A 25,696-nucleotide genomic window follows, 5' to 3' on the forward strand; every position below is an offset into this window, starting at 1 on the left:
ACTAAACGGATGTAATTTGAATTAGGTAATTCTTGACTTCCTCGATCATTCTCTCTTTATGTTCATTAACCAGCTGCCAATTCCAATCTGAATGGCTAAAAATTACAGAGGATTTTAAGGAATCTATATGGGACTTCGAATCAAACTGTCCTTTCTTTTCTTTATAAGGTTTGTTACTATATTCAGAGTTCATACCGGGTGAAAGTAAAACCAAATTACCGAAATCATCCAGGGGGTTGTATTCCTTATCAAAATTTTCCTTTTCTTCTTCTGACATATATAGAATGTGCAAATTTTCTTCCTTTGTATTCCGTGGAAAGATATGCTCTACAGAACTTTTGGCAGTTAATCTGTAATTATCCCATTTTTCCTGATCAAGTTTAAAATCTCTAATCAGGTTATTCCGGTTTTTCCATAAAATGTATTCAAGCTTGTAGAAAATGTAATTGGGATAGTCAACACCCCAACCCTTATTGAAATATTCTTCTGCATTTTTTAAGTGATTATCAAATTCATTTTCTTTGAAAATTGCGTTAAAAGTTCGGTCTTTCAATAACTTGTCTTCTTCAGAGTGCTTTTCTTTAAAAAAAAGATGATTATCAAGTTTTTCAAGTTTTAATAGTAAGGTCTCCGGTAAATTTTCTCCTAGCAGGTAAAGTAGAAAGGGAGTCAGCCAGTATTGGGTGGTCAGTTCCTGAGAATGATAAAGCATTCCTTGAAGAGTCATTAGGTCTGCAACAGTCTCATTATTGTCTTTTGCTCTTTGAGCACTAATATTCTCGTTTATAGTACCGTTTTTGTTTTTTACAGTTGATTTGGAGACTTGCAAATATTCAATACTATGATACTCATCCTTAGAACCACTTTCCGAAATCCATTTTATTACGTTTCGGTCAAAACGAACTCGCAGATTCCATAGTAATTCTATAAAAGCTTTTACGTTGGCTCCGTCATCAAAATGATTGTCTTCAATAAAATCAAATTGTTGCAGTAATCTTTTATCGTTCACTTCAATAATCGTGTCGATATCAGAAAAATTTTGCGCCTGGTATACTCTTAAAGTGTGAAGTAAAAAAGAGGGAAAGGAAATGATGCTACGAACAGATTTACTTGAATAGTCATTTTCTTCAACTATATCCTTGTTGTCATCATTAATTTCAACATCATCATCTTCTTCTAAAAGCCTAATCAACGACTTTTTTGTAAGGTTTTCTGTAGAAAGTGCATCATTAAGAAGTTCAAAAATATCTATTGTACTTAAGTCATAAGTACCTGAAGAGAAATTATTAGAATCATCAAATTGTAAAAAGATTTTCTTCCACGTAAGACCGGCAACTTCCTTGATGTTTTTTTCGATATAGGAATCCATTTGACTACATGCATCCCAAATGGTGGAGTAGATTGTTTTCTCACTTTTATTAGTTAGAGATTTAAGTAGTTTTGATTTCAAAAGTTCATGATGTAATAATTGCTTTCCTCTATTGTTCATAGCCTCAAAAACTCTATTCATATCAGATTCTGCCGGCATAAAAGTAGTTGTAAGTACAATCTTTTTCAAAATGAAATCTGAAAAACCAATTGGGTCAAAATTTCCATCTTTTCGAAAACTTTTTAGTTGTTGCTTTATTAATATTCTTGCTTTTGCAAGTGGAATTATTTCATTTATTTCGGTTGCAGCTCCTTTAAGTACTTCACCTCTGTGATTCAGATATTCACTAAATGAATCAATATCCTGCAAGTATTCCTGCGCTTTCTCCCTTATGGAAAAATAAATTCTGGGGCGCTCATCCTTATGAGTGAAATCTTTTAAACTTGGATTAAATGAGACCAGACAATCGCAGAGTAGCCATAAAGTTGTAAATCGTTGCTGGCCGTCAATTAAATCAATATTTCCCTCTTTGTTCGCACTTAACATCACCCCTCCCAAAAAGTATCTTTCATTTTCCTTTTCAAAAGCATTTTTAAGATCCTCTAAAAGGGTTACTATTTGCGGTTGCTTCCAAACGTATAATCTTTGATAAATTGGTATATTAAGTGTGATATTTTTTTCAATGACTTCAAGCAGGCTTATGGATCCTGAAGCTATACTTATATTTTTTGGATCAACCAATTTCTCAAAATCTGTTTCTTTATCTATTAAGGTATGCATGGATCCAATTTTTTTTATTTTTTAATACAATATTGTTTTGCCGATGAGGTCCATAAAAATTTATGACTGCTTTGTAATAGTTTTGCCGGGCTGGAGAAAGAGGTTTTCCGTTGGAGTCCAATATTTCTTCATTATTATATTTAAAACCACTGTAGAAATCTTCGGGAACAGCTTCGAACGCTTCAGAAATAACTTCTGTGGGTAAATATGAGTTTTGGATTACCTGTAAAAAATTACAGTAAACCCTTAGTAAAACAATAGGTGACTTGTCTTGAATACTTGCCCTATTCATTCTATATGCTCCTAACATGTGTTCCAGAATTAGAGCAAAAGATAAAATTTTATCTTCTCCATATTTATCAAAAAAAGAAACAACAGTTATTTGGTAAAGGTTCACGAAATAAAAATTGTGAACCTGATTAATAAGTTTATTAATAGGTATTAAAGACGCTATATTGCTTTTGATGAAAAGCTGATCATATAGCTCATCATATTTTTCTGTAAACAAAAAGAAACCAATTCCCTTTTGAATCGGTTGAGTCACAGAAAAGGGTAGTGCATTTCCGGAAAATGTCGAAAAATTTATGGAAGAATTCAAAATCTGATTTAAATTCTCATCTATGGTTAAAGACTCCCCCAGCATATTGTTCCGGTTTGGGTAAAATCTTACTTCATCATTTCTCTCAAATTTCAGCGTGTTTTTCTGAAATGTATCGAGGATACTACGTCTCTTCGGAAACATTAGACTACCCTTTGACCAGTACCGAATTCTCCAAAGCATCTTTATAAAAAGTTCATTTAGATTGTTCAAATTATTATGACCATTGCGGCTTCTAGAATTTATATTGACCTGATCAAATTTCCTGGCGAAATGTTTTAGAAATACATCTTTACCATGTAATTCACGTAAATGATAAGACTTGAAAAAGTCTACTTCATCCAAAGGAACACCTCTGTTGTTCTGACTATCAAAAAATATAAAAGCTTCGTCTTCACTTTTAGTCAATACCACAGATACAACAAGTTTAGATGCAATTTTCAAAAAATCCTTGGCTATTTGATCATTTTCAAGACTTTTTAGAAAATTTTTGTTCGACTTAATATTTATAAAGGAAATCTGGGAATGATAGTTTAAATTCATGCGGTCTTGTTCCAAAGCTGAATTATCCTTATTCCAAACATAATCCATTATCAGCAAGGTAGTTATACGCTGCTGCCCATCGATAATTTCAAGTATCCCGTTATTTTCGTGAATTATTACAGAGCCTAAAAAATATTCTATGGCGTCCTCTTTAAAAAATCCTGTGGGTTCAAAATAGAAATGATCTTTCCAGTCTTTAATCAACTCCTCTATATGCCGTTCATCCCAAACATAAGGTCGCTGGAATTCCGGAATTATCAATCTCGTATTGCTAGATTGGAGCAGTTGTCCTACTCTAATCGTACCTACTTCCAATAAATCAGCAAGGTCATTGGTTTTTTTGTTTTGGACGAGATTAGGTTCCGATACTGTTTCCATAATTTCTTTAAAATTAATTAGTTTCTAACTGAGGAATCAAATTTTTCTCATAATCACAGTAAATGATATGAAGTTTAAATCCATGTTGAACTAAAAGTCGTTGGTTGGAATAACCTGTTAGTATTTCTTTAATATCCTCATTACAAAAGATTACTGCTTTCTTCTCTTTTATTACCTCTTGATTCTTCAAAAGTTTATGAATGCTGTCGCGCATTTTCGTTTTGCAAAATGAGGGTGCAGCATTAAATGCCTCTCCAAAAATGGTTTTTCCGTCTGTTGTTTTTATGATGATATCTTCACCTGCTTTATTACCCATTTTTAATGTGATGGTGGAGGGGCTGATTCCCGGAATTTTATCATTGAATAATTTTTCGGCACCGGTAAGAAGTACAAGATCACTTCCAATCCTGTTGAGGCTTTCAAAAATAGTTAGATCAATATATGGACCTATTGGCCCCAAGTCTCTTTTGGTAAGCTTAATTAATTCTATCGTGCTGCCATGAGAAATAGGAGCACAGGGATTGTTTTCCAAAGTCTCTAAATAAAGTTCCTTAGCCATCAGGAATTCCTCACGATTCAGTCCCTCTTCAAAATGCGATTTAAGTATGAATTTTTTTGACATTAGAGTATTTGTATTTTTGCTGTTTCGGCCTCCTTCGATGAAATATTCATATCCTCAACATTAATCATCCCGGCCATTAACCTGGGTAATAAAATATCTCGGGCTTCTTTTAGGAATTGGTTTTGTTGTTTAAAGTTCCAGATTAATTCTAAGCTTTTTTCGAATTTTTCATCGAACGCCTTTACGATTTCATCTTTTGGCACTACTATTTCTGCGGTTTTAAAATGATCAGCTTTAACAGCCGGATACGCAGCCCCACCGGCTAAATTTGTTAGATACCCAACAAATGAATTTGTAGTCAAAAAATAGTACAAATAAGATGTGGGTAACTTTTTTGGACTAATAACACAAAAACCAGTGGAAGCGATCCAATTACTTTCAGGTTTCCAAACTACAGCATGAGATCTCCGATTAGGCCTGACACATGACCAAATAATATCTCCATGTTTAACAATTCTCTTTGCTCTTCCTGGGGCGTCTACAATTGAATACTCTGTTAATGAATCAATACTGTTCGGCGACACTCCTTTTATATCAATATATTTAATATCCCCTTCGTAGGTTTTTTCAATGTTTTTGGAATTAACTCCTGATAATTTATTCAATTTTGTTATCCGCCACCCTTCCGGCAATCCGGTTTCTTTATTGATCACGACCGACTCATGCCCGGGAAATTTCATTCTTACAAACCACTCTTCGTAAGTAAGCTGCGCTTTTTCTTCCAGCAGTTTGATGCGCTTTAGATTGTTTTCAATCAAATCATCATAGCCCGAAAGAATTGAAGCTATTTTTTGTTGAACAAATAAGGATTCTGGAACTAAAAGTTTAGCTGAGTATATTTTCTTTGGAGAAGTATGCTTTACCGTCGCACCTGATGAGGAACTGGCAATATATCTCTGGTAATAATCTGTTCTTAGTAACCAATAGATAAAATCCAAATCAACCTCATCAGTTTTCAATGAAATTAAACCAATTCGTTGATTATGCAAATATGTATTTTCAGAGTCCTTTGGAATTTTAGCAGAGTATCCTAGTGTATCTGCTTGTTTACTCAGATCTGTCATCGTAACAATAACATCTCCTTCTTTTAAAATAAAATCTTCATTTATAGGTCCATCATAATATTTTATCTTATCGGATTTATAACCTCCTCCTATAGCAAAATTACCCGGAGTTAAAAGAAAATTTTTAGTCGGTTCATCAACAAAAAACTCGCCTTTAAAACCATAGCCATGCTTAATATGAATAATATCGCCAAGTTTCACAAATTTCCAGCCTTCCATCATATATTAAAAGTCTGAATTTGATTCATCAATCCGTTGGCCTCATCATTTAACTGAGCCAGTTCTTTATTGATCTCAGACATCCGGCCCTGATAATCGAAATCATGATCTATTTCAATACTTACTCCCACATAGCGGCCGGGAGTTAAACTATAATCCTGCCCTCTAACCTCTTCAAGGTCCACTATTTTACACAGGCCTTCCACGTCCTTATAATTCCCTTCAGGAAAATGTTCTTTGATCCATGCGTTATCTTCACTAACTTCGGGCTGTTCTCCACGATACATCTGTATGATTGCCGTTAAACCTTCCATCTGGTCCGGGCTAAAATCGTTCACGGTACTGCTTACTTTTCTGTAAACATTACGGGCATCGATCATCAGGATCTTATCCCTATTTTCCTTTTTCTTTCCTTTATCAAAAAACCATAAGTGGCAGGGTAAGGACCTGGTGTAAAAGAAGTTATTCCCAACCGCAACGATACAATCAACATCCCCGGTTTCCACCAGTTGCTCACGAATGCGTTTTTCAGCATGACCGGCATCGGTAGCCGAAGAAGCCATTACAAAACCTGCCTTTCCGTTTTTATTCAGATACGAATGGAAATACTGTATCCAGAGATAGTTTCCGTTAGAAATAGTTCCTTTCCCGGTGAGCGGAGGTCCAAATGGCAAACGTTTATCTTCTGCCAGGAACTTATTTTTGGCATCGATCTTATCCATATTAAACGGAGGATTGGCCATAACAAAATCACACTTCCCAACCAAATGATGTGGATCGCTGTAATAAGAGTTCTCATTGATGATCTTGCCTTCGATCCCATGAATGGCAAGGTTCATTTTAGCCAGTTTGGTGTTGTTGCTTTTATATTCGGTTCCGTAAACCGTAATCGCTTCATTTACATTTCGATTTTCATGATCCTGGATAAAATGAGCAGACTGCACAAACATTCCACCCGAGCCACAGGCAGGGTCATGAATAATTCCATGGTCCGGTTGAATAAAATTCACGATAAGGTTTACCAGTGATGGAGGCGTAAAGAATTCACCACCTTCCTGGGCACCGGCGCCCTGCATAGAGAATTTCATCAGGAAGAATTCATAGATCCTCCCAAATACATCCCCGGAAGCTTTTTTTACAGCATCAGAATTAAACGTACGCACCAGGGAACGAAGTAAGGCTTCGTCCATTTCCTGGTAATTTTTTGGAAGTATCCCGGCAAGATCGGGATATTCGGTTTCCACCAGTTTCATGGCTTCATTCACCTTCTCAGGCATACTTATATCGCTTGGAAGGTTCGCCAGGTAATCGTATTGTGCTTTTTCAGGAAGCTTTATCGCACCGGCACCAAGAAAATCCTCCTTGGTGGATTCTCTCTTTTTACCGGTTCTTGGATTAACAGGTAATTTATTTTCTATGTAAATCTTTGCTTCTTCATAACGGTTCTGGGCAAAACGCAGCAATACCAATCCGAGTAAGGGATCCTTATATTCAGCAGCGGTCAGTTTTGAATTTGCTCTAAGATCATCGGCAGCATCCCAAAGTTGCTTTTCCAGATCTTTGAGTTGTTCGTAAGTCATATAGGTAGATAGGTTATTATCGGTTTCCAGGCTTCATAAAATCTTCCGGAAGTAGGGTTGGCTGGAAGATTAATTGATAGCGGAGTAAATCTAAAGATTTTCTTAAAAAAGAAAAAACGGAAAAGCCTAATTACCCGAATTATTCTTCAAAATCGTCTAATTCCTCCTCGGTGATATTATTGATATTAGCAAAGCTGTTCATGGTATCTTCCAATTGATCATGAAGTTTTAGGAGTAAATTCAGATTCCCATCATTGGTTTCCCGGAACATTTCTTTATCGAATTGAAAAGTATCGTCTTTCTCAAATACCTGATTGATATCTTCCAGTTCACCCGTCATTCCAACGTTTACGATACGCGTAAGTAACTCCTCATGAAACGCAATGAGTTCGTTATAAGTCATGATCAGTTTTTCCCTATATGGTTCCATAGTCTAAATTTTAGAAAATTTCCATTCCACTTCGCCCAGGTCTATGGTATTCATCATCTTCATTTCCAGGGTTGCCGGAAAAACATCAGGGCTGCCGACATGCAAACATAATTCGTAACCCCCAAAAGTTTCTTCTTCCAGATTAGTTCTGTTACCATAACTACGTTCTGCCACTATATGCTGGTATTGTTCTTCGGTAAGGGTAATTTCCAGTTTTCTCATAATAATATTAGTTTCAATTCAAAAATAAATTGAGTGAGAGACAAAATGTGTCGCTATAAAACTTAAAATTCTTCCAATTTTCAGCGCAAATTATTTATTCATATTTCATGTGTATCTTTTTGAATATCAATTATTTGTACATTTATATTCATTATTAAACCTGAAAAGCTATGAATGTAATTTATAAAAGCAGTTTTCAATCTATTCAAAGCGAATATCAATTAGAGTTACGAGAGAGATCCGGCTCAAAAGAAATCTTGCTTGAACGACATTTCTATTCTAAACAGTCTCCAGAACCTTCAGAAGGTATCACAATTCATCCAAAGATTTTAAATGAGCTTATTAGCCAACTAATTGAATGTAGTGAGAAATTAAACATTCCTTTTAAACATTCGAAAACATTAACCCCTACCCAACGACAGGAAATCCAGAGACGTTACCTTAGAGGAATAAGTATCAAGGATCTCTGTATTCAGTTTGACAGTAATTTACTTGGCATAGAGCGGGTTCTTTTGGATGCCGGTATTGAATTAGTAGATTTAAATTACAAAAAACCATACCGATACTGGCATAGAAAAAATTATAAAAAATGAATCACCGCTATAAGTGTCCATCTATCCGGAATAGCTTCAAAGAAATAAATAGGATATCCATAACGATCTTCTATTCTTAATACATTTCCATCAAGAAAATATAATTTGTCTCCATACAGATCCTTAGACCGAATTGTATAGCCATCAAAGAAAAAAACTTTTTCTCCGTAACGGTCTCTTCTCCTAACGGTATTACCATCTAAAAAATAGAGTTTGTCTCCATACCTGTTTTCTTCTTTAATGGTCCTACCATCCCAGAACAATAGTTTGTCTCCGTAGCGATTTTCTTTCTGTAGGGTGTAATCATTAATAAAGAAGAGTTTATCGCCGTATCGATTTTTATCAAGGATGTGTTGGGAATGACTTGCGAAAGGCAGTCCCAGAAGGAGATAAATAAGCCAGAATTTTTTTACCACTAATATTTACAATTAAACCTATCGTTTTTATTACTCAATATACTTTTCACTACCACCAGTGAGAAATGATCTACAAGTTTTCAATTTTAAGCTCAAGTTAGATAAATAAAGCAATTGCAAACACTCTTAAAATATTGAATCTTATAGGGCCTCTTCTTTCATCTCAATTAATACATTAAATGAATTTTGGACTTATCCTTCCAGCCAGCCTGATTCTCATAGTTTACGAAAAAGATCTTTAGGTCGGCCTGGTTGGGATACTTCACAAAGTATAATTTTTTAGCTGCCTGATTTTCGTATTCGGTAAAGAACCATTTCCCGTTATTTTCCCCGGCCTCATTAGAATATTTTACTTTAAAAACATTTAGATCAGCCTGGTTTTCGTATTCTACTACAAACACCTTTACCTCTGCCTGATTCTCATATTGAACTGAAAATACTTTTTGTGCTGTCGCCGTGCAAAAGCTTGTCAGGATCAGAATTATAACAACCAAATTCCGGGCATTATTAGGAATAGTTATTTGCATTCAGTTTTTATAAAAAATAAGTTACTTGATGTAGAGATAATATACTCAAAAATAATATGAGCTTATGCATCAAGGGTCTTGCGTCTTATCTATTTTATCGATTCAATTCATTTTTCCTTTTCCTGATCGTTCTCTCGCAAGAAACTCCCCTTTAGATTTATATGTTTGAAGGGATTCATTAATTATGAGTATTAAAATAGAATCAAAAAAAGTCAGATGCGGCTATCTCCTTCTCTCTCATAGCTTTTCCTTCAACGATCTGAGTTTCTAAAGTAATTTCGAATTGAGAGGAATAAACGTAATTCCCATCCTCATAGACCTCAAATTTCATAATATCTTCATCGGAGTCTATAAAGGTCTCATCATTATCAAATCCTCCAGCTGGACGGCTCTTTATTACTCGCGTGGGGTTCCAGTTATTACCATGATAAAATTTAGAATAATAGGTAGCATCAGGAATATTTTTGATTACATACTGGGATTTACCTTTGATATAATGATTTCTTACAATCCTATTATCTCTAACTCTCATAAGCATAACTACAACATCTGTCATGCTTTGATTTTTGATTGTTAAGGTATTATCATTTACTTCTATTTCAGGTTCTCCATAGATACTATTATAAGGAGATTCCCCATTGTTTAATTGGTTGCCTAAAAATTCTGACTCTGGTTCCTCCTGTATTATTGTTTCTACCTGGTCAACAAACTTTTCCTCCTGATCTACACTTTTTTCAACCGGGTTTCTCTTTAAGTAAGATTGGTAGGCCATAACGGCTATAAAAGCTATCAAGCCCAGCCAGATAAAGTTTTTTGAGACATTATTCATAATTATTTAATTTAAAGAGCAAACACGATTAGGATAATAAGCTTATAGATTGATTTTTTTATAATCACCATCAAAAACTTTCTCCTTTCCCCATATTTCATCCAGGTATTTTCTATCTGCAATTATTATGGCCAAAAGCTTTAATTTTTCGGAGATATTATTTTCGTTTACCTGGTCTTTTTCTTCGATCGTTATGCCAGTTATAGTTACAAGAACCTCATTCTTATTGGTATCAAACTCAAAACAATTAAAGGTAACCAAATGGGTATTTGTATTGGAGACCAACCGGTTTGAATAGGTAAAACCATTAGTTCCAAATTCGTTTCTAATTTCGGCAATGGAAGTTTTACCAAATATGAAATTGGTAAAGAGAGGTTCCGATCCATCATCCTTCAGTAACCAGTCATTTTCCATATAAACGACCTTGTCGTTTTCAAAGGTCACCGAAAGTTCATTTCCGTTTTTGGTTCTATACTTTATTATTTCCGGCTCCTCTCCTACAATAGGCAGATTCAGTTCTTCTACTGATTCTCTGGTATCATAAAGTTCAATACCAAGCATTGATATTGAATTGAATGCTAAAATTGTCAAAAAGGTTACTAAGAAAGTAGAAATGGTTTTCATTGGAGACTAAATCATTTAGTGTTATCGTATACTGCTGTAATAATGCAAATCTCATCCTCCACCGCTATATCATAAAGAATTTCATTTTCATAATCCTTCCATTGCATATAGTCAACTTCCACATACTTCTCCTTAAAAAATGCGACTGAAGAATTGGTCTCAGAAGAAGGTTCAAGGATCTTCCACATATTGCATATTTCAGTTCCATCATCCAATTCAACAAAATAGATAACTTTTCTACGGGTGTATTCACCACTAGCTTTTGTTTCTAAATCTTTATCGAAATATATATAATCTGATCCATCATCCGCTACTCCAGATTCATATGAATCAAGATCCTTAATAATTTCTTCTTTTTCCTGAAATATCTGGGCATTTACGTTAAAAAATGAAATGCTGTAAAATGATAATAAAAGATTAAAAGTTAATGAAACTGAAGCGATTAGAATGGCAACTAATGGTATGGCTGTCGTCCATATAAGAATATTTACAATTATTTTACTAAGTTTAGTATCCCTTTCGTAAATAAGATGAAACACTAAAATCTTTTATTGCTTTATAAACCTCAGAGCTCATTTGAGCTTTACCATTATATTCAAAATAAGTAGGATCTCCATTTTCATCCACAACGGCTATCATTTCGTTTTTATCTACAGGAATAGTATGCAACTGAAAATCATATTCATCTGTCAGGTTTATAGAAAACCCTCCACCGGAATAACTAGACCTAAGATCATTAATTCCATCTAATCTAAGCTTAAAGAATAACTGATCGCCTCGGTAAACAGCTTTCAACTCAGCTGAAGCACCGTATTTGACATATCCCAGGCTAGTTTCGCCATAGGATTTTAGGTTTGGATTAAGCACTTCTGATTTAGAAATAGAATCATTATTCAGATTGGCAAGTTCAGTAATTTCATTATCAATTACTTTATATACTTTTTCATTAAGGACAAATGTGTTGTCAGCGATAGGGATAGCATTAGAATTATTACAGGAAACTGTAAATAAACAGAAGGCTAGCCCTAAAAAGCAGAAATATCTTTTCATAATATTCAAATTGGAAGGTTTTCGATTTTTAAGAATTATAGCTTAGCTAAAATCTCAGCCTTTTTATTACTGAATTCCTCTTCACTAATCAGATCTTCTGCAAACAACATTTTCAACTTTTTCAAATTTGCCATGGGATCATCCTGTGGCTCCTTAGCTGCGGCACTTTGATTCTCTGAACTCGTATTTACCGTAATCCCCCCACCTGCACTGGCTCTGGAATTTTCTAATTCCCGCTGTCTTCTGTATTCAGACATTTCTTCTTCTTTTTCCTGGCCATACCTATACAGCATTCGTGCCTGCGCTTTTGGTAAATAATCAAGCGCGATATGTCCTCCTTTAACTGTTTTAACTGTAAAAGTAGCCCCTAAAATTCCTTCTTTCATATGACAGTCGGCAATCTCTTTCCAAAGAAAATCCTGGAAATCCATAGAGAATCCAAAACTTTTAGGTCGGCAAAAAATGATGCGTTTATTGGTAAGAGCAATAGAGTCTGGAGATAAATTAACTGCCGGTTTCTTCTGTACCGCGATATATTCAATTTTTTCCTCTCGTGTAAGAAGTTCAGAAACTTTAGTCATTGTCTTCTCAACGGCCTTAGGGTCCTGAGATTCATTTAAAAATTTCTTTAATGATTCCATATCAAAGTATTGGTTTGGTTAGTATTCCGCCTATTTCCATTACTTTTAGAAATATTCATTCGGTTTACTAAAATAACTTCCCTTTACCAGCTCTACATGTGGTTTTCCGTAAATTGGGCGAAATAGACCAATCAGGATCTGTTCTTAGGATCAGCTCCATACGTGTTTGATCCTCTTGAGCTATCAATAAAAACTACTATTAATCCAAATAATGCCCCTATATATGGTATAAAGTTGATAAGACTGAACCAACCGCTTAAATTGATATCATGTAATCTTTTGATGAACTGAATAAAGATGAGTATAGAACAGATAATCATGACTAAAGCGCTCCAACCTATCACGGTATCGTTATAAGTGTCCTGAATAATTACTGAAGCAATGCCTGCAGGGATTCCCAGTAATATAGCTCTACCCAGATAAGAACTTCTTCTTAGTCTCCCCCTTGTAGAAAAAAAACTTTCTTCTGTTTTAACAACTGGTATTTCCCCATTTTCAACAGCTGCCGTTCCTGCAAATGAATTGGAATAAACAGGTTCCTTTTCAACCTGTAATTGCTCATTTTCTTCAGCTATGTATTCCTCGACTGGTTCATCCTTTTCGAATTCAGAGAAATCTACCTCAGTTACTTCATTTATAAGTGTAACGGTTTTAGATGTTATTTCACCAGAAGGAGAATTCGTTGCATCTAGAGTTATTTTTAATTCGGGCTTATTAAAGTTTTTCAACTTAAAAACTTTTCTCCCATTAGGTTCCAATTCGCCGAAGGGTTTTATAAAAACCTTATCTGCATTTTTTGTTTGCCACTTGAGTTCTATCGTATCTCCCTCAACAAATGTTTCTTTATCTGATTCAAACAATAAAATTTCCGGGGCTGTACTTTTTTTTTCTTCTACTAGCTCTGTCTTTTTAGTATGCTCGCGATTATCATATTCTGCCTTTTTATTTTTATCAGAAAGAATTTCATAAGCTTCTTTGATATTCCCGTACAAATCAGAGAAATATTGATCCCCACCATTATAATCGGGATGAAACTTTTTTGATAATTTTTGATATGCATCTTCAATCTCCTGTTGAGATGCAGTAGATTTTAGTCCTAAAGTTTCGTAATGGTTAGTCATGATGGTGGTGTTTCGAATATTATTATACTTAGCCTTGATTATTATTTATTCCATAAACCTCTTTAATCAAACCTTTATCATTAAATATATACCGGGTAGCACTTTCTTTAGCCTCTTGCTGATTATCTTCCTTATTATAAAATGTAAAACTCACTCGAACGTCATAAGTCATAAAACCGGATTTTTCGATGTCCAAAATAGTATTCCGGGAATAAGAGGTCATACTCCAGGAATCAAGGTACGTTTTGCTAATTAGTCTAAATGTAGGCTCATTTAAATGCCAGTAGCGCTTCATATCTGAAGAATAATAAGACGCCACCTTATTAAAATTACGATCATCTTCGGCCTTTAAAAGTCGGCTGATCTTCTCTTCATCTGATATATAATCAAAATCACTATCCCTTACACTTTGATAAGTATAATCAGAATCAACGCCATATTCTTCTTCTATTAAGCCATCCTTATCAAAGGTAAAATGAGTTGAACTAAGTTGAGAAATGGTGTCCCCATCTTTATTTAAATATTCAAAATTTGTAATTAGTTCGAAATTACTTTCATCATACATTTTAATATCCTGCACATCGTTCATGGAGTAATCAGTATTGGCCCAAGCGGTTTGATATAAGCTTTCCAGATCTAAATAATCCAGATTGGTATTATCCCAGTATTTTACTACTTGATCTGAATAAAACTGGCTTACCAGTTTGAAATCCCTGTAGCCTTCTAATTCCATTAAGTTTAAAATATTTAGTTCTTTTTCTCTCCGGGTTATATTCTCCTTATTTGTTATAAAGCCATTCATGGAGGAGTAAAAATTCACTTCTATTGAAGTAGGGTCATCCTCAGAAATTATCTTATTAATACTTACGGGAATAATAACATCACCCATATTTAAATAGCCTGATGAATAACCAGAAGGAATTTTATGGAGTGTAAATATTTTATTCTTTTGATTTAATTCATCAACTAAAATCAGTTCTTCAGCGTCATTTTTTAATAACTCATCAAAAGCTTCCCATTTACTTTCTGGCTCCCAGAAAGGAGGACCTGAATCCCCAATTTCGAAGCTTATTTGCTTTAATAAGTTTGAATTCGCATCACCGGTCTTTGTAAGGGAAATTCTCTCTATTATTGGATCTTTTTGAGTACTATAAGGACGTTGTTTGATTCCAATATCAATTTGACCAGTTGATACTTTTTTACCGCCTATATCATTGTAATTTTTTCTCCATTCAAATGGATTATTTGTCGAATTAAAGAATTGACGATAGTCTGCTTCAAAACCTGTAGATTCTGATATGGCATTGTTCTTAATTTCATTTATTAATTCATCTAATACAATATTTGGGTCATAATACTTTATCTTATCTCCATTTAAGTTCTTAGTAATTTCAGGAAAAAGCTCAGTTTCTTCCTCCTTGATTACATCTGATTGTTCAGCTAATTTTTCGCTACCTGTTTCCTTGAAGTATTGATTCAGATTTTCCTTTGAACTGGTCTCCCAAAATCCGGATTTCCCTAAAACAAAAAGGACTATCGCGAGTATTAATATTCCTATTCCACCCGGAACTCCATATTTTTTTAAATCTGACTTACTGGGTTCAGTTTGTGGTGAAATATGCTCATCAACCTGAACTGATGATTTTTCTTCCCTGGCAGGTTCCGGGTTAGAAGTCTGACTATAAACTTCCTGGGTGTTATTGACTTCTTTGGCAATTTCCATGGTCTTTGCCGTCTCTTTTCCTGAACTTGAATTTAGAACTCTTAAACTAATCTGTGTTCTACCTTCAACTAAGTCATCGTAGAAAATAACCTTCGATCCAGTCGAATTTACCTTCCCACCGGGATTCAATGTTATCTTATCAGCAAAACTGGTATCCCAGGTTAGTATCAGTTTTTTTCCTTCACTTAAACTTTCCCTATTTGATTTGAAATAATTGATTATCGGCTCACTTGGAGTTTTATCTTCTTTCTTCTTTTCATTTGAAGTTTTCTCCTTTGAAAAATCGAATTTCTGGTCATATTGAGCCTTCAATTTATCATTTGAAAGAACGTTATACGCCTCCAGAATTCGTCGGTAGAAATTTTTGTAATAAGGATCTTCCACATCTTCAGATGAAAATTTGGATTTGATCTTATAGAAGGCACGTTCAATTTCCTTTTTTGATGCTCTTTTGGAGACACCAAGAATTTTATAATAATCGGCCATAGAATTAAATTATTTTAAACTGATTCTATCGATTTTAATGATTTGTAAGTGATAGCTTGATAGACTAAAAAGATTCCAGTAATGATATCTATTGGTATCCAAGTACTCTTATCTCCCAAATAAATTGGGTAAATAGGATTAAAAAGAAGCAAAATGAATCCATTTATAACTATCATCAAAATGTTATCATTTTTATATTGCCTAACGCATAATAGCCCTGCAGTTATGCTTACTATGAGCCTTAACAATGTGTAATATCCTATAGGAAATGGGAAGACTGCCAGAAATAGAATAGCAGCACTTATACATATTATTAATCTCAATTTATACAATTTAGAAATTCAGCTATAAGTAGGGTTATAGCCGAAAAAGTTAATTCCAGATTACCTAAAATCCCAGGGGGCTATGGGATTAGGTTCTTGCCAAAGTCCTCTTTTTAAACTTCGGGCTTCTTTCTCCAGTTTGTCATAACTCATATCTGAAGAGTATTTTTTAAAATGCCAGGCAAAACCTAATCGAACCATTTCCTTATTTACATTCAATCCTTCCTCATTGATTATCTCGCCTATCATGCGGCCTCCCATGTCAAAATCACCTTCGGTAAGAATGGTAACCTGCTGACTAAAACAAAGGTCGGATAAAACAGTTTTCGCTTTATTTCCATAGGCCTGGCTTCCCCTTTTCTCGGGAGCATCAATATGCTGAAGCCTTAACGTTATAGGTAATTCACCATAAAGAAGCTCAGCAGTATCTCCATCTACAATTCTTATGATCTTTGCCTCTAAGGAAATTTGCCCTTCTGATTTTTTATTTTCTTTAGAATCAGGTTTAGATTCTGTATTCGACTCTACCGACTCTAACCTATCAGAAGGATTATCCGATACAGCTACGCTATTGCTTACTGAGCGTTTGCAGGAGGAAAGCAAAATTAAACTGGATATAAGAAATAGTTTAAAGTCCAGGGCCATAATATTAATTATTAACGGGTATATTTTTCATAGGGCAAGGCCTGTATATCCACTGCAAAGTTCAATTCTGATCCTGTTCCCATTCCCGAGGTAGTAATTCCAATCACTTCACCTTTCATATTAAATAGAGGCCCACCGGAACTCCCGTGATCAATAGTAGCATCGATTTGAATCCTTTTATTGTCTCTAAAGCCGGAAATCGTTCCCTTGGTTAAAGAATTCGATAAGCCTTGAGGACTACCAATAGCAAAAACATCTTCACCAACTTGTGGGTTTTTATTTGCTATAGGCAGGCTACTGGCATTAAGATATTCGGTCTCAAAAATGACATAGTCCAGATTTGCCGGATAACTTTTAGAAAGTACATTAGTGATCTCATAAAAATCTTCTCCTATTTGGATATAAGCTTCCTGGCTATCAGCTAATACGTGATAATTAGTAACACCAATTCCCTGACCTATAAAAAACCCACTACCATTTGAATATTTATCTTCACCTAATACCCCGTATACTCTAAAAACTGCAGGATTTAATTCTTTAAATAATTCTGATACAGTTTTATATTCTCCTGATGATATTTCTATTGGGTTTGAACGAGATTCTTCAGAGTTATTCCTGGAATCTGAATTTTGCTTTATTTCAGTGTTCTCACCCCTGTATTCTCTTTGGGGGGAAGAATTACTAGTGGCGTTCTGAGGATTTCTATTCGGCCTTTTACAACTAAACAGAACTAGGCAAATTAATAAGAAACTAAAAAGGATTCTCATATCTTATTACTTACTTTTGGAATTATTTGAACTGAAAATCGTTTATTATTCTCTTCTTCTCTTTCTCTACATAAACCGTTAAAACCACTTCCAGAAATCAAAACCTCAACATTCGATTTTCTAAAATTGATATCGTTCTTTAACCATAAATTATACACTGCCAAAGCTCTCTCATAGCTTCTCTTAAAACCATGTTCCGAATTTTTGCTATATTTTTTATCCCAGCTATTCGCCATATTTCCCTCGATCACTAATAGATAAGAAAAATCGGGATTTTGTTTTTCTAAAGAATTAAGAAAGCTTTCCAACTTTTTACCTACATTGATAGTACTATTTATATATTTCGGCCTGATATCCGCCTCATCCGGTTCAAAAATTTCCTTTCCCATTAGATCGCTGGCCACATATTTTTTACAGGCAGGTAAATAAAAAAAGTCTCCATCCCGCTGCAATGGTTCAAACTGCTCCTCCAGTTTTACAATTTTCTTAAACTGTTCCAGTGTAGCCTGAGTCTTAGCTTGTTCGATTTTTAAATAAACAACGGTTAAAACGAACAAGACAAGCATCACAAAAAACAGAGTGGTCATAAGGTCAGAAAAACTAACCCAGAAGTAATCATTCTTTTTCTTTCCTCCAGCCATTAAACAATCAATAGTTTATATATTATTACTCCACAGGTTAGGGTTCCAACACTCGCCAAAACTATAGTTCCAACCTTTATGAGCATAGACTGTTTCATCTGGACAGGTTTATCTTTTAGGATATCAAGCAACTCTCGAATTGTTTTATCCTGCTGAGATACCTTAGAATTCAGAGTGGAGAGTTCAGATGAAACTCCTTTCAATTGATCCACATCCTTTTTAATGGCCCCAATATTATTTCCTTCATCTTCGAACACCTCTTTCGTCATTTCCCTTAAATCAGAGAAAAGTTTTTCAAACCCAGAACTTATTTCAACATCCTTATCATTAAAATTCTGTAATCGTTTGGAAAAAGAAGTATCTAAATTATCGATCATTTTACTTGTATTCTTATCAAACTCCGCCAGCCTATCCTGCATGGCTTGTTCTCTCGAATCAAAGGTTTTAAACTGGGTTTTGAAATAGGTGGAGGTTTCAGATATGGTACCTGCATTATTATCAAACCGATTAATTAGTTCCGAAATCTCCCCTACTTTCTGAAGTTGCTGATTAACTGCTAAGTTAAGTTCCCGCGTATTCCCGATAAAACCATTCATATTATCGAGATAAGCCGAAAGATCCTTTAGCTTATTAAATGAAGCCTGCATCTGCTGCATCACATCAATATTATACTTGGCAATATTTGCTACGTCTATTCTCTTTAGCTCCTGAACTACTTCAAGTTGACTATCAAAAGTTTGCTTAACTTCATTAACAGTGCTGCTGAAGCTTCTCATATTGGTGGAGAAGTCCTGGTTAAACTTTAAAAGATTAGTTTGAAGCGAATAAATACTCGAAGAAGTATTTTTTGAAAGAATAGGTAATAACCTGGTTTGAATAAAGGTAAAGAAATCATGTTTCTGATGTTCTACCTGTTTTCTTGCTTTAAAGAAATAATAATTACTAATGATGGTCAGCAACAATCCTACGACACTAGCAACCATTGCAATTTTCACTCCACCTAGTAAAGCATCAATTCCACCTATTGCATTTGAAGTATCATCAGATGAAAGAGACGGCATAAAAATTAGCCCTCCTACAATTCCCAGCATTGTTCCCATTAAGCCAAGATATAGAGGCGTAGGTATATTGTTACTTATCTCATCATCTACTTTATCAATATTTCTATCTACTATATCTTTAACCAGGTTAAAATCACTTACAGCACCTTTATTTCTTAATAGGTAGCCATTAACCGAAGCCAAAATATCATTTAAAGTTTCATTTTGAAACCTCTTATAATCGATTAAAGAAATGCTTATTTTATTATTCATAAGTCTTGCTACTTGTTCTAACGGTTAGTTTTGTATTCTTCAAAATCCTCTTCCTCGAATTCTTCTATTTCAGAGTCCTCGTCCTGGGGAAAAACTAATTCAGGTTCAGTACTATTACCCTTTAATTTCAATTCCAAAAGTTCAGGATCTTCTGTTTCCTGATCATCAATCCTAGAATCAATTTGGTCGTCATCATCAAAAAATGTATCAGGATCCTCATCTATTTCTTCCATGCTAGACGAAAAATTCGTTGATAGCTCTTGGAACTTCTCAGGATTCTGTAAAATCTCTTTTACATCAATTTCCTTAATCCACTCTTCAGGCACTGAAACCTCGACGATTTCAAAATCCTTTACATCTTCAATAGTCTGCTTATATTTTTTTATTTTGGACATATTCTTCCAAAAAATCAATACCTGTATCCCAATAATTACAGCTATTATTAGGATTATTATGTAATCATGCATTTCTACTGAAATTTAATGGTTGCTTTATCTTCTTCATTTACTTTCCATTTACCGTCCACTTTGTGGGCCACACCTCTTTTGGTGGTAATGATTTCACCACTGTAATTTTGATTACTGTTTTCCGGCTTACAGACTGGATACAAATAAGTATCGGGTGAATTCACAGCCATTTTTAAAATATAATCCGAATCTGCAACTTCAAATTCCGCTTTTTCAGCTGCTGCATCATCTAATATCAGTTTAAAAACGCTTCTATGTTCATTTTTTTGGTCAGTAACCGAAGAAAAAATCTTATCATCACTTGCTTTCTCAGCAAAAAGAATAACTGGCTTCGAAACTTCTGATTCAACTACCCTAGTAGTAGAATGAATTGATAGTGGGACTTCCACAGGTTTTTCGTCGTCAAAAGTCGGTTTCTTTTCAATAGCCTTTTGTACTGGAGGATTTTCCTTACTCTCTCTTCTAATCGGCTGACGTTTGGAAATAGATGGAGATTTATTTCTTGTTGCTTCTTTCAAAGCTATTTCAAGCCTATGTAACTCATTTTTATAATGTTTTTTCCTTTTTTTGTAATGCTCCTTACTAGTTATAGTTTTTTTTAGCAGCAAAGCCAGGATTATATTCATTAATATTGAGCTAATAGCTCCAACCATCCACCAATTCCAACCTGAATGCTCTGGAACTTCCAAGGTATCTGCATTAGATTGCTCATTTTGAAACTGTGAATTTACGACCTCATCTTGAGATTTATTTTCCGCTTCCATGATGGAGTCCTTAGACGCTGAGTTATCTTCTGGACTTTCAATATATTCATCAACTTCAGACTTAATTTCAATATCCTGATTTGTTGACTGAAAATTTGTTGCGTTTTCTTGGGCTCTCCTATCGCAAGAGCTACTGATAATTATTAATAGAATAAGAAATGTAGTTGTTAAATACTTCATATTATCTTACTTTCTTTTTCTCCAGTTCATAAGCCAATTCACCCAAAGTTCCGACGAGGGGATAGAAGAATAAAGTTTCGCTTATTTCTTCATCACTTTCATTGCTAATTTCATCTAGCTTATTCTTGATACCGGTCTTTAAAGCATTCACTTTTTTCTTATTCAAAAATTCTTCAGTAAAGTCCAGGGATGCTTTGTCTACTCCAAAGTTATCTCTGAAGGAATAGGATTTATTCAACTTAAAGAAAAAGTCTAAAAAGCCATCAAAACTTTTTATCGCATCACTTTCAAATTCTTTAACTCTTTCGTAGCTAACTTTACTACCATTTTGAGACTGCAACTCGGAATTAGTAATAAGAGTTGCCTTTATTTCATCTAAATTTAAGTGATGATTATCACCGATAGAAAGGCCACCCTTACTGGAGATCTGTTTAGGGTTAGAAGGTAATTTAATATCAATCTCAGGTAGAGAATCTAAATTAAATACATTTTTAAACGTTTCAGCCGCCAGTCTTTTTAAACTATCATGACTGGAACTTGAGTCAATAATACCCAAAAGCTTAGAGGCTGTCCCTGAGAAACTAATTACTCCTGGAACGGAGATTTCTTTCTTTTTAAGAAGTTGAGTAATATGATATATCTGGCTTACATAAAAAAGAAGAAATATCACTTTAAAATCTGAATCGGTTTTCAGAAAATGAAGAAAGTCTACATCAACATTCCGATCATTTAAAGCCTTATTATCCTTGAGACTAAAGAAAGCGTTGATCACATCATGCGATGAATCACTGGCTTTTATCTTATTAACAGCTTCGATTAGTACGCGTTGATCGTTCTCTTCAAGTTTCTTTATAACCTTTGAATAGTACTTATTAACGAACCCGTTAATATTGATATTTCTATTAAAGTTATCTCCAAAGATCGCGTCGCCAGCAAATTTATATGAGCTGAATAAGATAGGAGCTTCCTCTCTGTAAACAGCTACATCTGAAGTTCCTCCACCAATATCAATAGAGACTAAAGGTTTTTCCATAGCAGGTATTCCCTCAAACTTATAATAGTAGTAGTAAGGAGTTAAACTTTCACATACCTTTTTAATCTTGACATTATCCCCTAAATAAGCCTGGATAATCTTTCCCCAGTCGCTTTCCATCAGATTTAACTGATACTTGAGCATACTTGCCGGATAGGACCAGGTGATTTCCAGATTATCGGTAGATCCGCCATTCAATAAAGCTTTATTTCGAATGATTTTGATGAGCTCTTCAAAAAACGCAAAAAGTATTTTCTGATTCTCACTTGTCTTGCTATTCCATTTCAAATTGGTTTTCACTTTTGAGGAAAGATCAAAAGACTCCTTCTCATATTTGAATGGAATGCTAATGTTTGCAAGTGAGAAAACCGGCTGGTTAAAATTCGTTTTTTTATGAAAGTTAATAGCCGTTCTCTGTGGGAATTGATAATTACCTTCAGCATGGATCTCTTCAGGCATTAAGTCATCCCTTAATGCTTTTAGGTAACCTTCCTTTAGATCTTTAAAAGCTATAAGACTTCCAATATGATATTTTTCAGATTTATCGATCTCTAGAGGTTGAGGCTTACCTCCATCTATAGAGTATTCAATATGAGTATTGGTTGTCCCGAAATCAATTGAAAAAGCAAACTCTGATGTACCTCCTATTCGATCAAAGAATTGAGGAACCAGAATTCCCTTTGCGAAATCATGTTTCAGTTGAATATAATCAAAGTTAGCCTTGACTACATCTCCGAACATATTATATGTTTCTTCCTCCTTAAATCTTCTTTGAACTTTATGTATCTGATTGGCGGGAATTAATTTGTTTTCCTGATCAAAATATGACAGCTCAAATTGGTTATTATCAAAGATGAAATCGGCATCATACAAGGCAACGTTATATTCCGGATTTATAGATTGAGGAAATTTATAGAATGGTGTAATTCCAACATTAATTCTGTTCTCTATAATTGCTCCCTTATTTGCGGGCTCATTGTACTCCGGTTTTTGAGCTTCATTCACAGGGTTATTATAGGTTCTTCTATATGTAATATGATGACCTTTCTGAACCGGAACTCTCAATATTGTTTCAACATAACCACCTGAAAGTGAATTTAATTCAAATCTCTTCTCTCCATTAATAGTTTGGGATAGGCTTGAAATGTCAAAATATTTAAAATAAGCAGGCTTAATTGGTAATAGAAAACCTTTCCCTTCATCATCGGTTGATTTGAATCCGCCGTCAATAAAATAATTTTTATCTACAGGAAATTCTGTTCTTATGATAACAGGTTCCAGGAAATCACTAATGGTCAAATAAGGATACTTATTACCATCAACAGGCAAGGTCCTATCCTCTAATGATCTTTCATCGAAATGGGGAGCTTTTTCCTTAGATTCCCATGAAGCACTTACGTATTTTAGGGGTGTATTAAATACCTCATTAGGCAGTACTAATGGAGGATATTCACCAATTTGGCTTCTTTCTGATTTTATTACAAAATCACTATCCTTGATGGCATCCTCTTTACCTTTTGCTTTTTTCAGGTTCACACCTAAAACTTCTACTATTTCTCCTCCCCCATCAATATTTAAATTCGGTAGATTATTATAGTGATTGCCTAATTGACCAACCTGATCTTTTAATTCCCTGCTAAGATGTTTATAAGTAAGTTCAAAGTAATCATCCAGTTCTTTCATCTTAGATGAAAATCCGGAAATATTATTACGTAGAGTAAAAAGATATTTTATGTATTCAGGGTCTCTTTCATGTAGTGGCTGGTATTCATCATCCAGGAGCTTGTCACTTCCCTCCTGAAATCCATCTAAATTAAATCTATTAGCTGAAGTAAAGAATAGTGTTGAGGGGGACGTACCTCCAATTATATTTATTGGCTCTGGACCTCTGGTATAATTGACCAGATATAGCTTTGCCAGAGAATCAAAATTATAGGTATTTGCATCCTGTTCCAGATATAACCTTAAACTTTCACCCAGGAGTTTATGTTGTGGATTCGGGGAATCAATTAATCTATCAAGATCTGCTTTCCTATCCCAGCTAATAATTTCTATTTGATCCTTATACTTATCTGCATTAAAAAAGATCTGGCCTATATCGAGGGCATCAGATACCATTTTATGAAAAGTAGTATTCCCTTCTGGCCCTAAATTTGCAACTTCCTTAAATGCAGTCTTAACCAAGTCAATTCTTGCATAAGGACTAGGAATAGAAGTTATTTCTCTACTGGAGTGAGCTCCATTTGGATCTTCAATTGCGTTTATGGCAACCGAATTCAAGGGATTAGAATCTTCCCATCCTTTTAAATTTTTTCCACTATGAAATCTAAAAACGTATGCCATAATTATAATTTGTATTTGTCAGCCATTAACTTATCAGTCGTCTCGTAAAAGACTTCCAGGAACCTATTTTCAATACTATCAGAAGTATTCATTTTCTTTGCTTCTTTATTTAAAAAAGCAGTTATACGCTCATAATCTTTCGTTTTTTCCAAAAATCCTTTATGAGCCTTAAACCCTTTTATTCCATCAAAAATATCCTGACTTGTAGACATTGTGTAAGGTGCAAATCCCCTTTGATTATTACTCATTTGCTGAAGCCAATTCCAGTAATAATCATTGAATTTCGATAGTTTTCTATAAAAATCTTCGTTGAGGAAAGGTTCCTTAATTTTAAGTGTTTTAGCGAAATCTGCACCCAGATTAGACCTAAGTTGATTTTTTAGATATAGGTGAAAAAAGTAATATTTGCTTAGCGGTTTTACCAAGTCCATCTTAGTCTCATCCCCTAAATCATTAAATGTTATACTAGGGGTCTCATTTTCAACTCCAAATTCCTTAACCTTATTGGTAGAAACATCGGTATCATTGGCAAAATCTAAGATGGCAAGTGCAGATGCCAATTCAATAAAATGAGCATCATTCTGCTGAGACACACTCCCTTCATTATTTTCATAATCCTTAACCAGTTTATCTCCGAGATAATACATAGAGTTAACAGAATCATTCACTCCATATTCATAATACCTAAGAGCTGCCTTTGTTTTAGATATAAAAGTAGACTTCTCTATTTCGCTTTCATCATCTTTTTTAACTCCAAAATAAGGTAGAACCGATACTGCCCCTACAGGTGCAGTTTGCAATAGAGAATGGTTATTGAGATTTGGACTTGCAGATCTTATATTTTTAAGAAGTAGAGGAAAGCCTGCTGCTCCAGTTCCTCCAAAAATTGATGAGATAATGAATATTCTATCTCCTTGTGAAAAACTACTTGCAAAATTTTCGAAATCCTCAGAAGTATTGAATTGGTTCAAAACAACACTCCCCATATTGGGATTACCCTTAAATCCAACCTCAAGATCTGATTCCAGATTCTTTTTACTAAACAGTAATGAAATAAGAGCCTTATTTTTTTTATCCAGGTCCTGGTAATCAATAAACTCTTTAAATTTTTTCTTTGAGTCCTGGATATTGATCCTACAATTCTTGCTTAAAGGTTCAATTGGGGTCTTAAAAAATTCATTAGAGGTTTCTCCATCAAAAGATAATTTTTCCCTTACGTTTTTATATCGCTGAAGAATATCCACTGTTTTATTAACATCTCCATTTGCAGCATCGGGATCAATTAGCATTGGAATTACTGATGAACTATTGCACCTAACACCGGCAGCTAATAAGAATGAAAGTGACTTTAATACCCTGGCACCGGTTCCTCCAATACCAAAAACATATAATTTAGACATGGCTT

Annotated in this window: 26 protein-coding genes; 1 reads left to right on the forward strand and 25 read right to left on the reverse strand. The window is 34.5% G+C overall.

Annotated elements, in window-relative coordinates; translation table 11 throughout:
- Position 1: 1 nt before the first annotated feature.
- The 7 genes from GFO_RS12200 to GFO_RS12230 all read right to left on the reverse strand — a co-directional run bounded on the left by GFO_RS12200 (position 2) and on the right by GFO_RS12230 (position 7,805).
- On the reverse strand, positions 2-2,149 hold the full coding sequence (locus GFO_RS12200) for a DUF262 domain-containing protein (RefSeq protein WP_011710447.1): 2,148 nt from the start codon (positions 2,147-2,149) through the stop codon (positions 2-4).
- On the reverse strand, positions 2,130-3,668 hold the full coding sequence (locus GFO_RS12205) for a DUF262 domain-containing protein (RefSeq protein ID WP_011710448.1): 1,539 nt from the start codon (positions 3,666-3,668) through the stop codon (positions 2,130-2,132). The genes GFO_RS12200 and GFO_RS12205 overlap by 20 nt, the downstream gene beginning before the upstream one ends.
- Positions 3,669-3,681: 13 nt before the next feature.
- Positions 3,682-4,290, reverse strand: coding sequence for a hypothetical protein (locus GFO_RS12210; protein WP_011710449.1), 609 nt, complete (start codon positions 4,288-4,290; stop codon positions 3,682-3,684).
- A complete protein-coding gene (locus GFO_RS17570) occupies positions 4,290-5,576 on the reverse strand; it encodes a restriction endonuclease subunit S (RefSeq protein WP_011710450.1) in 1,287 nt (428 codons plus the stop codon). Before GFO_RS17570 ends, GFO_RS12210 begins: the two co-directional genes overlap by 1 nt.
- A complete protein-coding gene (locus GFO_RS12220; RefSeq protein ID WP_011710451.1) occupies positions 5,573-7,153 on the reverse strand; it encodes a type I restriction-modification system subunit M in 1,581 nt (526 codons plus the stop codon). The genes GFO_RS17570 and GFO_RS12220 overlap by 4 nt, the downstream gene beginning before the upstream one ends.
- A 139-nt stretch (positions 7,154-7,292) precedes the next feature.
- Complete coding sequence (locus tag GFO_RS12225) at positions 7,293-7,583, reverse strand: hypothetical protein (RefSeq protein ID WP_011710452.1); 291 nt, start codon at positions 7,581-7,583, stop codon at positions 7,293-7,295.
- A 3-nt stretch (positions 7,584-7,586) separates the two neighbouring features.
- Positions 7,587-7,805 carry a hypothetical protein gene (locus tag GFO_RS12230; RefSeq protein ID WP_011710453.1) on the reverse strand — a complete coding sequence of 73 codons (219 nt, stop codon included), beginning with the start codon at positions 7,803-7,805 and terminating at the stop codon, positions 7,587-7,589.
- Between the two features lie 170 nt (positions 7,806-7,975).
- On the opposite strand from GFO_RS12230, the gene GFO_RS12235 reads away from it, so the two are divergent.
- Positions 7,976-8,398 (forward strand): hypothetical protein, encoded by a 423-nt coding sequence (locus GFO_RS12235; protein WP_011710454.1) that lies wholly within the window; start codon positions 7,976-7,978, stop codon positions 8,396-8,398.
- On the opposite strand, the gene GFO_RS12240 is transcribed toward GFO_RS12235, so the two are convergent.
- From GFO_RS12240 to GFO_RS12320, 18 genes are all read right to left on the reverse strand, one after another.
- Positions 8,386-8,814 (reverse strand): hypothetical protein, encoded by a 429-nt coding sequence (locus tag GFO_RS12240; RefSeq protein WP_011710455.1) that lies wholly within the window; start codon positions 8,812-8,814, stop codon positions 8,386-8,388. The two genes, GFO_RS12235 and GFO_RS12240, sit on opposite strands and share 13 nt — an antisense overlap.
- A 167-nt stretch (positions 8,815-8,981) precedes the next feature.
- Complete coding sequence (locus GFO_RS12245; protein ID WP_011710456.1) at positions 8,982-9,341, reverse strand: 7(1) septoil knot domain-containing protein; 360 nt, start codon at positions 9,339-9,341, stop codon at positions 8,982-8,984.
- A gap of 202 nt (positions 9,342-9,543) precedes the next feature.
- Positions 9,544-10,170, reverse strand: coding sequence for a hypothetical protein (locus GFO_RS12250; RefSeq protein WP_011710457.1), 627 nt, complete (start codon positions 10,168-10,170; stop codon positions 9,544-9,546).
- A 42-nt stretch (positions 10,171-10,212) separates the two neighbouring features.
- Positions 10,213-10,731, reverse strand: coding sequence for a hypothetical protein (locus GFO_RS12255; RefSeq protein ID WP_041250120.1), 519 nt, complete (start codon positions 10,729-10,731; stop codon positions 10,213-10,215).
- A gap of 74 nt (positions 10,732-10,805) precedes the next feature.
- Positions 10,806-11,333 (reverse strand): hypothetical protein, encoded by a 528-nt coding sequence (locus GFO_RS12260; protein ID WP_011710459.1) that lies wholly within the window; start codon positions 11,331-11,333, stop codon positions 10,806-10,808.
- On the reverse strand, positions 11,302-11,844 hold the full coding sequence (locus GFO_RS12265; protein WP_041250121.1) for a hypothetical protein: 543 nt from the start codon (positions 11,842-11,844) through the stop codon (positions 11,302-11,304). Before GFO_RS12265 ends, GFO_RS12260 begins: the two co-directional genes overlap by 32 nt.
- A gap of 35 nt (positions 11,845-11,879) precedes the next feature.
- Positions 11,880-12,485: a PH domain-containing protein gene (locus GFO_RS12270; protein ID WP_011710461.1), complete on the reverse strand. Its 606-nt coding sequence runs from the start codon at positions 12,483-12,485 to the stop codon at positions 11,880-11,882.
- 131 nt (positions 12,486-12,616) lie between these two features.
- Positions 12,617-13,606, reverse strand: a complete 990-nt coding sequence (locus tag GFO_RS17350) for a DnaJ domain-containing protein (protein ID WP_011710462.1) — start codon at positions 13,604-13,606, stop codon at positions 12,617-12,619.
- Positions 13,607-13,634: 28 nt separating this feature from the next.
- Positions 13,635-15,815 (reverse strand): J domain-containing protein, encoded by a 2,181-nt coding sequence (locus GFO_RS12280; RefSeq protein WP_011710463.1) that lies wholly within the window; start codon positions 15,813-15,815, stop codon positions 13,635-13,637.
- Between the two features lie 14 nt (positions 15,816-15,829).
- A complete protein-coding gene (locus GFO_RS18135; RefSeq protein ID WP_423738264.1) occupies positions 15,830-16,147 on the reverse strand; it encodes a DUF6804 family protein in 318 nt (105 codons plus the stop codon).
- Positions 16,148-16,198: 51 nt separating this feature from the next.
- A complete protein-coding gene (locus tag GFO_RS12285; RefSeq protein WP_011710465.1) occupies positions 16,199-16,783 on the reverse strand; it encodes a thermonuclease family protein in 585 nt (194 codons plus the stop codon).
- Positions 16,784-16,794: 11 nt separating this feature from the next.
- Positions 16,795-17,550, reverse strand: coding sequence for a S1C family serine protease (locus GFO_RS12290; protein WP_011710466.1), 756 nt, complete (start codon positions 17,548-17,550; stop codon positions 16,795-16,797).
- Positions 17,547-18,191: a hypothetical protein gene (locus GFO_RS12295; RefSeq protein ID WP_011710467.1), complete on the reverse strand. Its 645-nt coding sequence runs from the start codon at positions 18,189-18,191 to the stop codon at positions 17,547-17,549. The genes GFO_RS12290 and GFO_RS12295 overlap by 4 nt, the downstream gene beginning before the upstream one ends.
- Positions 18,191-19,504: a hypothetical protein gene (locus tag GFO_RS12300; RefSeq protein WP_011710468.1), complete on the reverse strand. Its 1,314-nt coding sequence runs from the start codon at positions 19,502-19,504 to the stop codon at positions 18,191-18,193. Before GFO_RS12300 ends, GFO_RS12295 begins: the two co-directional genes overlap by 1 nt.
- 17 nt (positions 19,505-19,521) lie before the next feature.
- A complete protein-coding gene (locus tag GFO_RS12305) occupies positions 19,522-19,971 on the reverse strand; it encodes a hypothetical protein (protein WP_011710469.1) in 450 nt (149 codons plus the stop codon).
- 2 nt (positions 19,972-19,973) lie between these two features.
- The gene (locus GFO_RS12310; RefSeq protein WP_011710470.1) at positions 19,974-20,915 is read right to left on the reverse strand and encodes a hypothetical protein; all 942 of its coding nucleotides are present in this window, start codon (positions 20,913-20,915) and stop codon (positions 19,974-19,976) included.
- Position 20,916: 1 nt separating this feature from the next.
- Positions 20,917-24,291, reverse strand: coding sequence for an acetate and sugar kinases/Hsc70/actin family protein (locus GFO_RS12315; RefSeq protein ID WP_011710471.1), 3,375 nt, complete (start codon positions 24,289-24,291; stop codon positions 20,917-20,919).
- A 2-nt stretch (positions 24,292-24,293) separates the two neighbouring features.
- Entirely contained in the window at positions 24,294-25,691 is a 1,398-nt protein-coding gene (locus GFO_RS12320; RefSeq protein ID WP_011710472.1) for a hypothetical protein, read from the reverse strand.
- Between the last annotated feature and the right edge of the window lie 5 nt (positions 25,692-25,696).

The sequence above is a fragment of the Christiangramia forsetii KT0803 genome, from assembly GCF_000060345.1.
GTDB classification, from domain to species: domain Bacteria; phylum Bacteroidota; class Bacteroidia; order Flavobacteriales; family Flavobacteriaceae; genus Christiangramia; species Christiangramia forsetii.